The sequence below is a fragment of the Spirosoma foliorum genome (assembly GCF_014117325.1).
Classification (GTDB): Bacteria; Bacteroidota; Bacteroidia; order Cytophagales; family Spirosomataceae; genus Spirosoma; species Spirosoma foliorum.
The window spans coordinates 6,399,237-6,414,102 of sequence record NZ_CP059732.1 but is presented as its reverse complement, the minus strand read 5'-3'; the positions used below and the strand labels follow the sequence as shown (position 1 = coordinate 6,414,102).

The 14,866-nt window shown below is 45.7% G+C and carries 15 protein-coding genes; 7 read left to right on the top strand and 8 right to left on the bottom strand.

Annotated features, from left to right (window positions below):
* Positions 1 to 238 precede the first annotated feature (238 nt).
* Positions 239 to 1,147, top strand: coding sequence for a manganese catalase family protein (locus H3H32_RS27020; protein WP_182458860.1), 909 nt, complete (start codon positions 239 to 241; stop codon positions 1,145 to 1,147).
* Between the two features lie 121 nt (positions 1,148 to 1,268).
* Here the strand turns inward: H3H32_RS27020 and H3H32_RS27015 are convergent, their stop codons facing one another.
* Positions 1,269 to 1,877, bottom strand: coding sequence for a hypothetical protein (locus H3H32_RS27015; protein WP_182458859.1), 609 nt, complete (start codon positions 1,875 to 1,877; stop codon positions 1,269 to 1,271).
* Between the two features lie 603 nt (positions 1,878 to 2,480).
* Here H3H32_RS27015 and H3H32_RS27010 point away from each other — a divergent pair.
* The 3 genes from H3H32_RS27010 (at position 2,481) to H3H32_RS27000 (ending at position 5,125) form a co-directional block, all read left to right on the top strand.
* Complete coding sequence (locus tag H3H32_RS27010) at positions 2,481 to 3,779, top strand: sensor histidine kinase (RefSeq protein ID WP_182458858.1); 1,299 nt, start codon at positions 2,481 to 2,483, stop codon at positions 3,777 to 3,779.
* An 83-nt stretch (positions 3,780 to 3,862) separates the two neighbouring features.
* A complete protein-coding gene (locus H3H32_RS27005) occupies positions 3,863 to 4,276 on the top strand; it encodes a response regulator (protein ID WP_182458857.1) in 414 nt (137 codons plus the stop codon).
* A 57-nt stretch (positions 4,277 to 4,333) separates the two neighbouring features.
* A complete protein-coding gene (locus tag H3H32_RS27000; protein WP_182458856.1) occupies positions 4,334 to 5,125 on the top strand; it encodes a response regulator transcription factor in 792 nt (263 codons plus the stop codon).
* 14 nt (positions 5,126 to 5,139) lie between these two features.
* Here the strand turns inward: H3H32_RS27000 and H3H32_RS26995 are convergent, their stop codons facing one another.
* Positions 5,140 to 5,628, bottom strand: coding sequence for a response regulator (locus tag H3H32_RS26995; RefSeq protein ID WP_182458855.1), 489 nt, complete (start codon positions 5,626 to 5,628; stop codon positions 5,140 to 5,142).
* Between the two features lie 248 nt (positions 5,629 to 5,876).
* On the opposite strand from H3H32_RS26995, the gene H3H32_RS26990 reads away from it, so the two are divergent.
* Together H3H32_RS26990 and H3H32_RS26985 are read left to right on the top strand one after the other, a co-directional pair.
* On the top strand, positions 5,877 to 7,127 hold the full coding sequence (locus tag H3H32_RS26990) for a glycosyltransferase family 1 protein (protein ID WP_182458854.1): 1,251 nt from the start codon (positions 5,877 to 5,879) through the stop codon (positions 7,125 to 7,127).
* Positions 7,128 to 7,166: 39 nt separating this feature from the next.
* Positions 7,167 to 7,901 (top strand): DUF72 domain-containing protein, encoded by a 735-nt coding sequence (locus H3H32_RS26985; protein ID WP_182458853.1) that lies wholly within the window; start codon positions 7,167 to 7,169, stop codon positions 7,899 to 7,901.
* A gap of 212 nt (positions 7,902 to 8,113) precedes the next feature.
* Here H3H32_RS26985 and glf read toward each other — a convergent pair whose 3' ends face one another.
* From glf to H3H32_RS26970, 3 genes are all read right to left on the bottom strand, one after another.
* Positions 8,114 to 9,235, bottom strand: coding sequence for a UDP-galactopyranose mutase (gene glf, locus H3H32_RS26980; protein WP_182458852.1), 1,122 nt, complete (start codon positions 9,233 to 9,235; stop codon positions 8,114 to 8,116).
* A gap of 129 nt (positions 9,236 to 9,364) precedes the next feature.
* Positions 9,365 to 10,591 carry a sensor histidine kinase gene (locus H3H32_RS26975; RefSeq protein ID WP_182458851.1) on the bottom strand — a complete coding sequence of 409 codons (1,227 nt, stop codon included), beginning with the start codon at positions 10,589 to 10,591 and terminating at the stop codon, positions 9,365 to 9,367.
* Between the two features lie 76 nt (positions 10,592 to 10,667).
* Positions 10,668 to 10,922, bottom strand: coding sequence for a hypothetical protein (locus H3H32_RS26970; RefSeq protein WP_182458850.1), 255 nt, complete (start codon positions 10,920 to 10,922; stop codon positions 10,668 to 10,670).
* Positions 10,923 to 11,858: 936 nt separating this feature from the next.
* On the opposite strand from H3H32_RS26970, the gene H3H32_RS26965 reads away from it, so the two are divergent.
* Positions 11,859 to 12,584: a DUF3891 family protein gene (locus H3H32_RS26965; protein WP_182458849.1), complete on the top strand. Its 726-nt coding sequence runs from the start codon at positions 11,859 to 11,861 to the stop codon at positions 12,582 to 12,584.
* Positions 12,585 to 12,684: 100 nt separating this feature from the next.
* Here the strand turns inward: H3H32_RS26965 and H3H32_RS26960 are convergent, their stop codons facing one another.
* The 3 genes from H3H32_RS26960 to H3H32_RS26950 all read right to left on the bottom strand — a co-directional run bounded on the left by H3H32_RS26960 (position 12,685) and on the right by H3H32_RS26950 (position 14,822).
* Positions 12,685 to 13,071 carry a DUF983 domain-containing protein gene (locus H3H32_RS26960; protein WP_182458848.1) on the bottom strand — a complete coding sequence of 129 codons (387 nt, stop codon included), beginning with the start codon at positions 13,069 to 13,071 and terminating at the stop codon, positions 12,685 to 12,687.
* Between the two features lie 247 nt (positions 13,072 to 13,318).
* A complete protein-coding gene (locus H3H32_RS26955) occupies positions 13,319 to 14,188 on the bottom strand; it encodes a UbiA prenyltransferase family protein (protein ID WP_182458847.1) in 870 nt (289 codons plus the stop codon).
* Positions 14,189 to 14,420: 232 nt separating this feature from the next.
* A complete protein-coding gene (locus tag H3H32_RS26950) occupies positions 14,421 to 14,822 on the bottom strand; it encodes a hypothetical protein (RefSeq protein ID WP_182458846.1) in 402 nt (133 codons plus the stop codon).
* Positions 14,823 to 14,866 lie beyond the last annotated feature (44 nt).

Sequence of the window (14,866 nt, the reverse complement as noted above, 5' to 3'; positions counted from 1 at the left end):
TCAAGCAGCCAATCTACCTCTTCTTTATCTAGTCAATAAGCGCAAACAAACTTGACGATACATACGATTTCACCACCCCTTTTTGATTTATCAACATAGCATTCGATTGGCGAATCCTGTGATTTGAAAGAAACAGGGCCGTTGCCTAGTAGGGGACTGCTCGTTTCTAACTATAGCCTTTAGGGGTAGGTTGGGTTAAAGAACAAGTGTTCCAGATTTCCGACTAAACGACAAGGTTATGATTTTAAAAATGGACCGGCTCCCGATTGAGTTGCCGATGCCGAAGAACCCTTCGGCCAACGATGCTGCTGCTCTTCAGGAATTGTTGGGTGGTAAGTTCGGCGAAATGTCGACCCTGATGAATTATACCTTTCAATCGTTCAATTTTCGGGGACGCAAGAAAATACGCCCGTTTTATGATGTGATCGCCAGTATCGCTGGTGAAGAATATGGCCATATAGAAGTGGTCTCCTATGCCATTAATCTGCTCCTGACCGGGGTAACCAAACGGGGTGTCGATCCTGTAAAAGCTCCCCTGGCAGATGCCACAGATTTCCGAAATACGTACCATACGATGGCCAGCGGACAAGCGTCGTTACCGATGGATTCGATGGGTAATTTCTGGACGGGTCAGAATGTATTTAGCAGTGGTAATTTGAAACTGGATCTACTGCATAATTTCTTTCTGGAATGTGGTGCCCGCGCCAATAAGTTAAAGGCGTACGAAATGGTAACCGACCCCACGGCCCGGACGATGGTCGGCTATTTGCTGGTACGTGGAGGATTGCATGTGGTGGCCTATGCCAAAGCCCTGGAAAAACTCACGGGCGTGGAAGTCACGAAACTCCTGCCGATTCCAAACCTGAGCAATAATGCCTTTCCGGAAGCCCGGAAATTTATGGATCAGAAACTTCATTTGTCCTTATACACCTTCAGCCAGGAAGATTATAAGCAGGCGGGCCTGATTTGGAATGGTCCACACCCCGATGATGGCCAGGAATGTTTCGTCGTGGAAGGCGGAATGCCCGGCTATCCCGTTCCTGATCTGGAGGAAGAGCCACAACTGAATGCGCCAGGCGCGGAGGATTTTGATCCCCAGATGTTTGCCGATATGGCCAAGAAAATGGGACTTAAGTACGAATATTAATCCTTAAGCGATTACCTAAATCCAGTCTTTATGATTAGGGCCAAGCCCGTTACAGGTTTGGCCCTAATCATAAAGACTGGATTTAAAGTTCAACGGAGTGCAACAAAATTGATCGATGAGCTTATTCCTGAACCAGGTAATCCGTTAGCAGTTGCCACTGAATTTTCTGATAAAATAGCCAGCCTGTTTCGGCAATAAGGGTATTGATCAGGGCACGATCTCCGGCCTGTGGCTGCTGATTGTTAATACCTTCCTGTTGACCAATCTGAAAGGCGCGAACTGTACTGTCCTTCAACTCTACCCGAAAGGTGCTGCGGGCCTGGTCATTAAAAAAGTGTTCAATCTGGTCCGGATTATTGGCCATTGGGTCAGGGCTGGGTTGAACCGTGAATTCAGCCCGCTTGCTATCCAGCGATTTATGAATAACGCGTACCCAATTCTCAGGCGTTGGGCCAGGTAGTACAATCTGAATAAAATCGCCTACGTCGACCGGCCCTTCTGGTTTAGCTTTGCCAGCCGAGCTGTAGAGCGCGAAATCTGCCGCAATACTGGACAGTGCCGACCAGCCATTCACATTCAGTAGTTTCGTTACAGACCTAGCAAACGCTTCGTCAGCCGCCCGCTCATCCGGGAGCGTCGTATGACTAACATAGATACTGTCTTTGGTTGCCTCTCCCTGCACCACTTTCGCTTCGTGTTGAAGCTGATCAACAATCGACTTGAGTTTCATACTGTCCAGGTAATTTGTAACACCGATCTAGATTGACTTTTTCTTTTACGGGAAGTTTATTTATTGCGTCTGCTTACACTTGAATTAAACCTTATCGCGTCAATGGATAGTGCTTTTGCTTTCAATGGGAATAAGGCAACGGTACTAAGGCACCCCAAAACCGGTTGTTGTCTTTACCTTACCTTGTCGAATTATGGATGGCTGTGTTGACCATATCCATTGGGACCGTTGCCTCACTTGTGGGAGTTTGTTGTAAGCGACTACTCCTGGTATCTGTATACTCTATAGGTGTGTGCTTAATTTGTTAATGGCCTTCAACGAAAGTCTGATCCTGGCTCGCGAGTCAGTCAGCTAGATGTGCTTCCCGATCGTTCAATCGCTATCCTTTCTACGCCCTGAACTGGATTTCCAGAACAGGCAATCAAGCTTCCCTTATCTAAAATTCTATGATGAATTGGTGACATGAACCAACTTGACTACCTTTCCTGTAGAGACCTAAACTGGCTCTCTGGGGCGGCAACAAAAAAATGGTAAATCGGATTGGTGAAATAGCCTAAGATCAACCATACACAACGCTACCCCGTATCACATTTACTCCTCTCTATGGAATCTATGTTCTCAGACTCATCTCCGACTTTATCGACCATTGTTGCCTATTTATTTGCACAACGAGAAACGATTTTAAACAACTGGAGAACCACCTGTCAGGCCGATCCAAGTCTGAGTCAAGGATTATCGCTCAGTCGGGAAGAATTCAATAATCTACTTCCACTAATCCTGGATATCCTTGAAGCCCGTTTGTTAGGAAAGGAACCCGACGCTGATCCTGCCATCACGGCTCAGGCACATGGCCTGCACCGCTGGCAGAAATCCTTTGATCTGATGAACACAATGCGGGAGTTATCGTATTTATCCCAGATTCTGTACAGTGAGCTTCGGGTATTTCAAGGCCTTTTTCCGCAAACGCAGGCTGCTTTGTTGCTTGATGTACAACAACAGATTGCCCAGATCATGCAGGAAACCATAGAAGGGAGCGTCTTTAAATTTGATGAACTGCAACGACTGGAAGCTGTTCAGCGGGCGACCGCGCTCCAGCAGGCCCTGACAAAGATGACCGAGTTGTCTGAAGAGCGGGTGAATTTACTACGAACGTCCGCTCATGATTTACAAGGAGGATTAGGCATCATCAACGGAGCGGCTTATATGCTGAAACTGGAAGGCCTAAGTGACGAGCAACGAGAGCAGTATTTAGCGATGCTGAGTCGAAATCTGGCCAGTGTAGAAGTCATGCTAACGGAGTTGATGGATTTATCCCGAATTGAAGCCGGTGAAGAAACGCTTCAGATTCTGCCCGTTGACGTGGCCCCATTACTGCACGAAATTGTGGAAAGTGGTCAGGCGCTGGCTCGTGAGCGCCAATTAGTTTTACGAGCCAATGGTTCTACTTCGCTATCTGTTGAAACAGACCCGATCCAACTGCAACGGATTATGCAAAATTTACTCCTGAACGCCCTGAAATATACCTCAACGGGCTTTGTATCCATATCCTGGGCGTTAGAAAACGAAGCGCGGTGGATAGTCAGTGTTCAGGATTCGGGGCCAGGTTTGCCATCTGGCTTAGCTGGTATCTTTGGTGATCAACTCAGGCCAACCGTCGAAGCAACCAGTGTGTTGGCCCCCGATGCTGCAGAACCGGTAACGGTTTTACCAGAAGACGTGCCAGCGATTCCGGACAGTAATGAACTGAGCCAGATTTCGCAACAGGCTACACAAGGCGAAGGCATTGGTCTACAGATCGTTAAACGGCTATGTGAGCTGTTAAAGGCAAGTCTTGAAATAGAAAGTGTTGCCGGCCGGGGTACGTTGTTCCGAATCCGCTTCCCGCTTCATTATACGCATTAAGCAGATGTAGAAAGCCTTAGGGCGAGCAACGTGTTCGTTTAAACGCAATCGCGCTGAATCATTACTAAGAAAAACACACAGGAGTGAAGAAGCCATTAATTTATATAGTTGACGACGAGACGGACTACCTAGCGCTGGTCCAATACGTATTTACTGAGTTTCTGCCTCAGTACAGCCTTTCGGTATTTACAAACGGGCGTATTATGCTGGATGAGCTGGAAACAGCTGGGGAGCATCCAGTTCTAATTTTACTCGATCTTCATATGCCAATCCTGGACGGTCAACAAACGTTAAGGAAGCTTAAGCAGGGGCCTGACTGGAAAGTGATCCCTGTCGTGATGGTGACTAGTGGCGCATCAGCGCAGGAAGTCCAGGCCTGTTACGAAGCCGGAGCGAATTCCTGTCTGGCAAAGCCCAGATATATAGAATCTATGCAAACACTTTTCAAACAGGTCTGTTCCTATTGGGTTAATACAAATGGACCTATTACTACGTAATCAGCCAACTAATTACGAGTGAACTAAGTCAGTTACCGATTCGAAACAAGATTAACCGTGTTACTCATTCATCAACTCCTGGAACAGCCTTCCTTACTTGCCTACTTCACAGGAGCAAATAACTATGCCTGGCTGCAGTTTCGCAATGGAGAACGACGCTTACTGGCCAAGCCGCTGGTGTATTTTGAAGAACGGTTACCTTCGTTTATTCGCATACACAAGATAGCGCTGATCAATCCCGATTGTGTTGTCAGCATGCAACCGCCACCTCGCCCCAAAATGGCGGGATCGGTGCGGTTATCGGATGGAACTGAACTGCCCGTCAGCAGGCGACGCTGGCATGAGGTAAAACAATTATTACAGATTGACCATACGCTCGTTGAGCCAAAAGCGGATGTGTTATCGAAGCAGCCTGAATCGGTTCAAGTTGATAACTATAGGGCTGACTCCCCGCGCATTCAGGCTATTATGTCGGGTGATACGCTGCTGCTGACCCAGCATTGTATCAATGAGTTAGGGCTAGACTGTAACCTACAGGCCACTTCATCTGGAGCCGAGCTGGCTTCCTCTTTACTGCTTACTCCTTCTGAGGAGTGGCCTACGCTGATTTTTATCGACTCCCGAACCAACCGGGTAGATAGTATTATGACTTTGCAGACCCTGAAAGGCCATCCCAAGCTGCGGGCTATTCCTGTAATCTGGTTAGCTGCGCCTGGAAATAATATGATGCAGGCCTACCTGCTCGATGCCAATTCGGTTGTAAGTGTACCCAATGAACCAACGGCGTTTGTCAGCGTGCTGAAAGAACTGCTTCTGTACTGGCTGACAATTGTACAGCTAGCTAATTAGACCTATAGTACTGTTTAAAATAGGGAGTAATCTATTTTGGGCAACGTAACGGTTTCCCACCAATAACTTCTGAGCGACTGAAACTGAACTAACCAATCAGTTGATAAGCGGGGCTTGACCATATACGATGAACAGCCGCGCTGGTAGGCTTCACGAATGTCGCTTTTACTGGTTGATTGGCTAAGTAACACCACTGGTATTTTGCCCATAGCGGCTGGAAGTGATTTAATTTGATCCAGCAAACGCCAGCCGTTTTGCTTGTTGGGTAAATACAAATCGAGAAGAATCAATTTAGGAAGTTCCCATTCTTCAGTATTACACCGCTCCAGATAGGTCAAGGCATCTGCTTCCGTCGTAACGAGTATTGGTTTTACTTCGGGTAAACATCGGCTGGCTGAATCCAGCATAATTGTGCCATGGTCCGCATTATCGTCAATGATTAACAGCTTGGCATTTTTAAAATTCTCGTGTAACGCTGAGTTCAGTTTATTCGCACTATTCATAAATTACTGTTGGATGAAGAAGACCAAATATACGTCTTTGTAAGCTATTAATAATCAAATATATATGTATTAAATAATGAAAAAATTAATGGATTTTTAACTCAGTCTATGCCTGGGGCCGTTCCCTCATTCGTCTGTTGTGCAAGCACGATAAAATCTAGCTGGCTTAGTTGAGTTTATACATACTTATAATCCAATCTGACCTGACTGCCATTGGTTCAGGTAAACAAAACTCAACGTTTTCGACTATGAGCGAAATTTCTGAACACGTCTCCGAAATCTCTTCCGTACCAACCCAAACACAACCTGTACGCACGGAACAACCAACGCATTTAAAAAACAATGGCTCTTTGGAGAGTGAATCTACCCATCTTGCCTTCGATCATCTTCTTTGTTTTGCGCATCTGCGCTGGAACTTCGTTTATCAACGACCACAACATTTGTTGAGTCGGGCCGCCCGTCAGTGTAAAGTCTGGTATGTAGAGGAACCCATCTGGGACGATACCCTTCATCTGGAGATTCGGTCAGTAGCCGAGAACCTCTGCGTTGTGGTGCCCCACCTTCCCCGACACCTTGACGAACAAACCGTGATTCAGCTCCAACGACAGTTAGTCAACGAGTTAATTACCCAACACCAAATAACCAACTACCTCAGCTGGTATTATACCCCGATGGCACTTTCGTTTACGGATCATCTGCAACCGAAAGCTGTCCTGTACGATTGCATGGACGAGTTGTCTGCCTTTTTTGGGGCCTCTCCGCAACTAATTGATCAGGAACAACGGCTGCTGAACCGGGCCGATGTGGTGTTTACCGGTGGCTACAGCTTGTATGAGGCCAAGCAAAAGCGTCACGCGAAGGTATATGCGTTTCCAAGTTGTATCGATTATGCCCACTTTGCAAAGGCGCAGCCATCTCCCTCGAGCGTCGGTTTGGCTGACCCCATTGATCAGGCCACGATCCCTGGTTCACGAATTGGCTACAGTGGAGTCATTGATGAGCGGTTAGATCTGGTATTACTCGGCGAACTTGCTCAACAGCGGCCCGACTGGCAGTTTATTCTTTTGGGACCAATTGTTAAGATAGATCCCGCTACCTTGCCCAAAGGCCCTAATCTGCATTTCCTGGGCATGAAGGATTATAAAGAACTACCGGCTTATTTCAGCAACTGGCAGGTAGCCATGATGCCGTTTGCCATCAATGAAGCAACTCGGTTTATCAGTCCAACAAAAACGCCGGAGTACTTAGCGGCTGGTTTACCCGTCGTGTCAACGCCCATTCGGGATGTGGTGCGCACCTATGGTGACTGGGATCGGGTCGTTATTGCCGACTCTGCATCAGCCTTCCTACAGGGTATCGAATCGGTATTGCAAAAGCCACTGGGCAACGATGAAGTCGCGTTGGATCTATTTTTACGGAAACAGTCCTGGGATCAAACCTGGCGGCACATGCAACGAATCCTGAACGAACAGGTAGTTTCTTTAGAGTTATATCAATAATGTAGTTTGGGCTTTCAAGCTGCCTGTAGAGAGGCCACGATGACTAGCAACGTACAAATCGGCACCTGTGGTCTTGGAGGTTCTAAAGCAGCCTATGCAGCGCTGTTTTCCTGTGTTGAAATTCAGCAAACCTTTTATCAGCCACCCCAGCTAGCTACTCTGAAACGGTGGCGAGCTGAGGTGCCAACTGACTTCGAGTTCACGCTGAAAGCCTGGCAACTCATTACACACCCCGCAAAAAGTCCAACCTACAAACGGTTAAAGCGTAACCTGTCGGAAGCTGAACGGGCAGAAGCTGGGTATTTCAAACCGACTACTCTTGTTGACGAGGCCTGGCAATATACGCTGGCGTGTGCTCAGGCGTTGGGGGCTAAAACGGTTGTCTTTCAATGTCCAGCCAGTTTTACCCAAACGTCTGAGCATATTCATAATTTGGTTCACTTCTTTTCCCGCATTGAGCGAAAAGGACTGAACTGTGGCTGGGAGCCTCGCGGTACTTGGGATAAACAGCTCGTACATGACTTGTGCGAAGACCTTGACCTATGGCATGTGGTTGATCCGTTTTCCAGCACAACCGTGACCCCCGACTACTGTTACTTTCGACTTCATGGCCGCCAGGGCTGGCGGTACCAATATGAATCATCGGAATTAACCGAGTTAATCGAATTGCTGCCAGCCGATAAGACCAGCTACGTTTTCTTCAATAATATTTACATGAAGCAGGACGCTTTACTATTCAAACATATATGGGAAGAGGCTAATTATTCCGTTTAGCTAATTAACGTGAATTATGGATAAAATCTGACTTTATTAACTGATTGTTAGTTATTTATAGTATTGTTTTTTGTCATCCCGACGTCAGGAGGGATCTTCGGTAAGTAACCAGTTGCCGAAGATCCCTCCTGACGTCGGGATGACAAAAAACAAGTATCATGCTATTCGTAAATCGGCCATAATTCACGTTAATTAGTAGCAAGAACCAACGGTCAACCTAAAATCACATCTTGGAGCGAATCGGCACCAACAAATTTTTTGTAAAGCGTTAACGCCTGCGCTACCACCTGATCCATATTATAGTATCGATAGGTACCTAGTCGTCCTACGAAATGAACACCGGGTTGTTGATCCGCTAACTGCTTATACTGCCGATACAGATCCGCATTTTCGGGTCGTGGGACCGGATAGTAGGGATCACCTTCGTCCTGTGGATACTCGAATGTTAAACTGGTTTTAGGGTGCTCCTGGCCGGTTAATTTCTTATATTCCGTAATGCGCGTATAGGCATGATCGTTAGGGTAGTTGACAACTGAAACGGGCTGGTAATCGGATACGTCCAGCGTCTGGTGATCAAACCGTAAGGATCGATACGGAAGTTTACCGTAGCAGAAATCAAAATATTCATCGACGGGGCCGGTATAAATCAGCTCGTCAAACGACAACTGGTCTTTTACCTCCTTGAAATCGGTGCTGAGCATCTGGTGGATGTTCGGATGGTCCACCATTTTTTCAAACATTTTGGTGTAGCCGTGGAGAGGCATGTACTGAAACTCATCCGTAAAATAGCGGTCATCCTGATTAGTGCGGGTCGGAATACGCGAGGTGACCATCTTATCCAGCTCCGATGGATCGACGCCCCATTGTTTACGGGTATACCCCCGGAAGAATTTTTCGTATAGATCGCGGCCTACCTGACTAACAACAACATCTTCGGACGTCCGAATTTCATCGACGGATTCACCTACACCTTTAAAATAATCGGCTAGTTCTTCAGAGGTAAAGTTATAGCCATACAGTTTATTGACTGTATCCAGATTAATCGGAATAGGTAACAGTTGGCCATCTACGGAAGCCAGCACGCGGTGTTCATAGGGCCGCCACTCGGTAAATTGCGATAAATAGGCGAATACATCGGGTGAATTGGTATGGAAAATATGCGGCCCGTACTGGTGAATCAAAATGCCATCCTCATTGAGGCAATCATAGGCGTTACCACCGATATGGGGCCGTTTATCAATCAACAACACTGTTTTTCCTGACTGACTGGCTAAACGTTCGGCCAGAACACTTCCGGCGAAACCAGCTCCAACAATGGCATAATCGTAATGCATAAGTAAATAATAGTGAATAAAGATTTTCGTATAAAGTTCAACGCACTACAGTAGGTTACAGCACGAGTGAAATCCTATTCTGTGAGGGAACGGCCTTTTTCTACTGGTAAACAAGTATACTTCGACCTGTTAGATAGGCAGATATATACTAAAGATTGAGCCCTGACCAAGTTGACTCGTGGCCGTGATTACTCCCCCATGATTGGCAACCACCTTTTCGCAAATGGCCAGCCCAATGCCTGTACCGACATACTCACCTTTACCATGTAGCCGCTGGAATACCTGAAAGATGCGGTCCAGATACTTTTCGTCAAAGCCGATTCCATTGTCAACGATATCGATCCGGTGATAGGCGATCGCTCCTCGATTGGGCTTACTCGTCTTTGGTAAGTGCGAAGCATCCACCCAGCTCGACTTGATCTGAATTTGAGGAATAGTCCCAGGCTTGTGAAATTTTAATGCATTGCTCAACAGATTTTGGAATAAGTGTTCTAATTGCGAGGAATCTCCTTCAACCATGGGTAAGTTGCTAACCTGTATCGAAGCGTTGGTTTCCTGAATACGTAATTCAAGGTTCAATACGGCTTCTGCCACAATGGTAGTCAGTGAGATCGTTCGGCTGGTATCTCGCTGGGTAGAAATTCTCGAATAGCTTAGTAGGTCTCGAATCAGCGTAGACATTCGACTGGCGGCTACTTGCATTCGCTCAATGTAGGTTAGTCCTTCACCCAATGCATCGCTATATTGATTCCTGAGCAGATCACCGAATTGCTGGATTTTGCGCAGAGGTTCCTGCAAATCGTGAGAAGCAATGTACGCAAACTGCTGGAGGTTCTGATTGGATCGTTTTAAATCCTGAATTGACTCTTCCAATTGCCTGGTTCGCTCCTGTACCTGTCGATCCAGATCGATTGACAAGTCACGAAATCGTTCTTCGCTCTGCCGGAGTGCCTGCTGATCGGCTATTTGCTGGGTTATTTCGACACCCGTCGCGATGATGCCGTACACGGCTCCTTTACGATCCCGAACCGCTTTAAATGAAAAGTCGAAATAGACCGTTTTACGAATCCCATCGACGACCATTTCGGCTGGGGTATTATCCGTGGCGAAGGTGATTCCCGTTGTAAATACCTCATCGAGTATGGCAAGAAAGGGCTGTCCCTGCATCTCGGGAATGGCTTGGGCTAAGGGCATGCCCATCACCCGATTGCCTTTCCCCCAAACGGTTAACTGAGGTTCATTGGCGACTGTAATAATCAACTCCCGACCAACCAGTAAAGCAATCGGAATAGGTGACTCCATGACGATAGAACGGAAAATAGCTTCGTCGTCTATTGCATCAGTAGTATCTATCATGGAGTCATAAGTGTGAAGTTTTCATCAATTGATTAAACTTCATGAGTTTTTATACAGCTAACGCTGCATACATAGCTTACTTCTTGTCAGTCTTGTCATGTCCTTCCAGCTTAACGATCTTATTATAGAGGCCAAGCAACAAAAAAGGAGCTGCCCACTGTCCCACAAAGAGACTGCGGTTACTTTGTCCTGTGGCCTTAAGGTATAAGGAAATACCCATAGAACCCAGGGCCGCCCACAGAAATAGATCTGAGGGTAGTTTCGCTGTTTGTTCCTCAATGGCCTTCGTTACAGGCCCTTCTTCGTGTTCGGGGTTATTTAATGGATTCATCTACTGATTTGTGTTTAAACTATGTATTGATAAAATGAACCAATAAAAGATCAGTACGAGACTGAAAAACGGATGCCTGCAGCACAAGCATTGATTTAAGTTTGTATTGGTAATCTGTACGTTTAACCTTAGTTGTTTGCTTAATAGCGATGCGGATTGATCAGAAGTAAGGTAACGGTGCCGATTCTGAATCAATCTATAGTGATTCACGGCTGGAATCTGCTACAAAAAAACATGTAGCTTATTTACAGTCAGCATTTTCTTGGTGGTATGGATGTTGGCTTATGTATTCGTCGCAGTTACAATTGCCTGTAGTCAAATACAATCACGGTTTCGATCAGGCTTGCTGGAATTCGTATTATTTCTCTGGACAGGATTCCCCTGCTGTGACTACAGATTAGACATTCTGATTCATTCATCAGGATGGTCATTACTACTTCACTCGTACCTAAATTTTTCTGCCCGACTGTTTCTGTAATAGACTGATTGTCTTGCCAGTATAGTATCTGAAATATGGGTTCTTTTTTGAAGAAAATACCTTTCCTGTTCAGACGTGTTTCGATCCACTGAAAAACAAGTTGTGCCTGCTCTAAATCTGTGGTAAACGGAATAAAAAATCTCATAAATCGGTAGCCGAAGTCAGGTTGTTAACTGTTGTCTCTATATACTAACCCAGTACGGCTAACCCGCCACGTTGAAACTCCAAGTGGAAATGAGGCAATGGTCTGACTCGTTGTTGATTGATTGTCTAAGGTCCATTTCCTTACAAGGTCGGTAATCAAAAAGTCTTTCTCATACTCCGCCTGTTGTCTTTATTTACTGTGATAATTACCTGGTAACCCTAGCGTAGTTCGATCAAACGGATGACGATGCGCGGTGGCTAAGGGCTTTTTTTTACCCTGACTAATCAAGGGAATCATCCCTGGTTCATTTTATATGATAAGTACCCAAACAGAATCAGGCTGGCAGTTAATTCATCAGCCTGCTCACGGTTTACTTGCCTTACAACTGGCCTTGGCCTGGAAGGTGGACAAACGCCCAGCTCGTTGGGCTGAAACGCTCCTTGCTGTCGCTGAGCATGATGATGGACAGGTTGCCTGGGAAAAACGGAATCACCTGACCGCTGCCGGTGCCCCCCTACATTTTCAACTGGTTGATTTTTCGCTGAAGCAGTGTCAGAATCTACTTCAGATAGGCTTGCAAAAAAGTCGCTGGAATGCCTTACTGGTATCCATGCATATATCCTTTCTGTATGAGCCCAAGCGAGGTACTACTAAAAAACTAGATGCCTTTCTAGACCAGCAGCGGACAAATCAGGCACAATGGCGAAAACAAACGAAAGCGACTGAAGCAGAGGCTGATTATGCGTATAAATTTCTGCAATGGTGTGATGCGTTATCCTTAGTGTTATGCCTGCAACAAATCCCTCCTGAAGAACGGCGGTTAGAGGTGAGCAAAGGCCCCGATGGGGTAGCCTACTATTTACATCAACGAACAGATGATTCATTGACCCTGGAGCCCTGGCCGTATGAACTGTCAACCTTTGAGGTGCATGTTGAAACAGTCGAACTGGATCAACTAATTTTCAAATCGGACCACCAGCTTTACAACGCCATTCAGGAATCTCCTGTTGTTGTTCATCGGTGGACGTTTAGACGATAAGTAACCTTGTTTATCTTACTCGATCTAAAGATAGATTAGCTGCTTTAGAAAGTACGAAGACAGCTTCATGGAGCATGGTCGCCAGGATACTACGCGGCCGTTAGGGACAATGGGTGGGTATATGGGGATCGAACGAGACAAAAAAATTAATCCAGGTTAGGCGAGCCAGACGAAAAACGGGTGGCGTCAAACCAATAATCAATGCCACTAAAATGAGCAGGAAGTACGTCAAATCCATATCGAGTAGTACTTCAAACAAGATAAAACAGCTCACAATCAGGGCCACATAATAGGCGTAACTCACATAGAGTGCGCCCGTATAATAGCCCGGCTCTTTCTCGAAGCGTTCCCCACAACAGGGACACTGGGCATTCATCTGATCAAATTGTTTAAGATTATAGGGGTTATTGACGGCAAAGAAGTTGCCGGTTTGGCAACGGGGACATTTATTCAGAAAGATGCTATAGAGCTTAGTCCCTTTACCCATATGTGTACCCTTTATTTAATTCAATACTTGGCTCGATCGACAATTAGCTGAACGTGTCGCCTGCTATTCACTACTGAATAAGAGGGTTTTTGTTCACTCTATTGATTCTAAGTAATAAAGAAGATTATTTGCTAGCTTGGAGGATACCTCTAAGTTCACTTTTTCCCTTATTCCAAGTTAGCACTTGGTAGTTCATTGTCAATTGGTAATAGGTCAGCATGTTTCCGGACGATACATGTTCGTAAAACTAGCTAGTTGGCCCGAACTCCAATAGGATACCAGACAGCATCAGCAATCCGTCTACGTACAGGTAATAGCCATAATCTGACGGCTTCGTAGCAATCCATCGAATTGTCAGCCCTAATAGTGCCATGGGTGCGCTTAAACATACTACGGGCCAGACGTTTAGCCACTGTCTGTACAAAATAGGAATAGTCAATCCAAAACATAAAGCAAGCCCGTAGAAGAACCAACGAATCTGAGTTTCAGTGAGCATTGATGCAATCGTAAGCCACTTCGACTGCCGATCTATAGCCCGATCGCGGTAGTCGAACCAGAGCGCAATGCTGTAAATTAATAGAAACCGGTTTATAAGCCAGGTTCCCATAAGTACCCAACTTGGTCGCTGAACCGAGATTGCCATTAACAAGGGAAGGGCGGCTGTGACGTAAGTCCAAATTAAAGTAAGATAGATCGATTTAAAAACGGCAATCCGGCGCAGGATACGAAACAATCGCCAGTTGATTTTAGGGGCTGAATACAAAAAAGTCAGCAAGACGACGGGCAGTAAGTCAAGAACGTACGATTGTAAATAGACTAGTAGCCAAAGGCCAACCAGAACAGTGCCAATAAACAAACCAAGTAGTGTTTGTTTGTGCGTTTGATTCCACTGACTTCGATTAGTTTCATCAGTGGATGAATCGGTCAAAAACCAGTGTAGTGAATAACTACCCAGCGTACCCACAAAGACAAACGCCAGAAACGAGATGGGCAAATTAAGTTTAAAAAGTCGGGCGGTGGCCTGGCACATGATAACCGCGCAAAGTGCAATATAGGTGTTGCTGAACAGGATAAACTGTAGAATACCCTCTGAAATTAGTGCAGTTCGCTTGACCATATCCGAATAACTCAGGAAGTGGTCTGTTCGTTTTTATTCACCTCACTACAGGGACGAAATCATGACAACTTATTTCTTAATGCTGCGCTTATCCGCCCAATGCCCTGCTCGTCAATGATAAGCTTACCGTTGATGTCTTTTTAAAAATAGTTAAAGTAAGCCTCCATCAAGGATGATAATGGGCTACTACTAGTTTCTTAAAAAGTAAGCTAATTGGCAGCGATATAATTGATTATCTTCTAGTTGTTAGAATGACTTGCCCGGCTGGATACTGTACATCTACTCTATCTTCTGCCGTAATGAATACTGTCCTTGGTTCATTTATTGTACTTGTCGTCAGGGTAGCCTTTAACGTTTTGCCAGTTGGCATTAACTGACCTAATTTTTTGCTTGAATTCTCACTTGATTCCATCCAGACCAGATAGGTACTCTTAGAAGGGTTAAGGTTGTTGGGCTCTGCCAGATTCTGCACGTTTACATGGATGACATAATTCTTATTCTTGTCTTTTTTTACGTTAACTGCCCCCGTTGCCGCCGGCACAATTGCCGATGTAACAAATGTCATTTTAGGGGTACATGCATTGAAAGCTATGACCATAAACAGCATGGTAACAGCATTAGTGATCGTTTTCATACGTGTTGAGTTTACGTTGTTTGATAAGCAAAGGTGAGCACTCG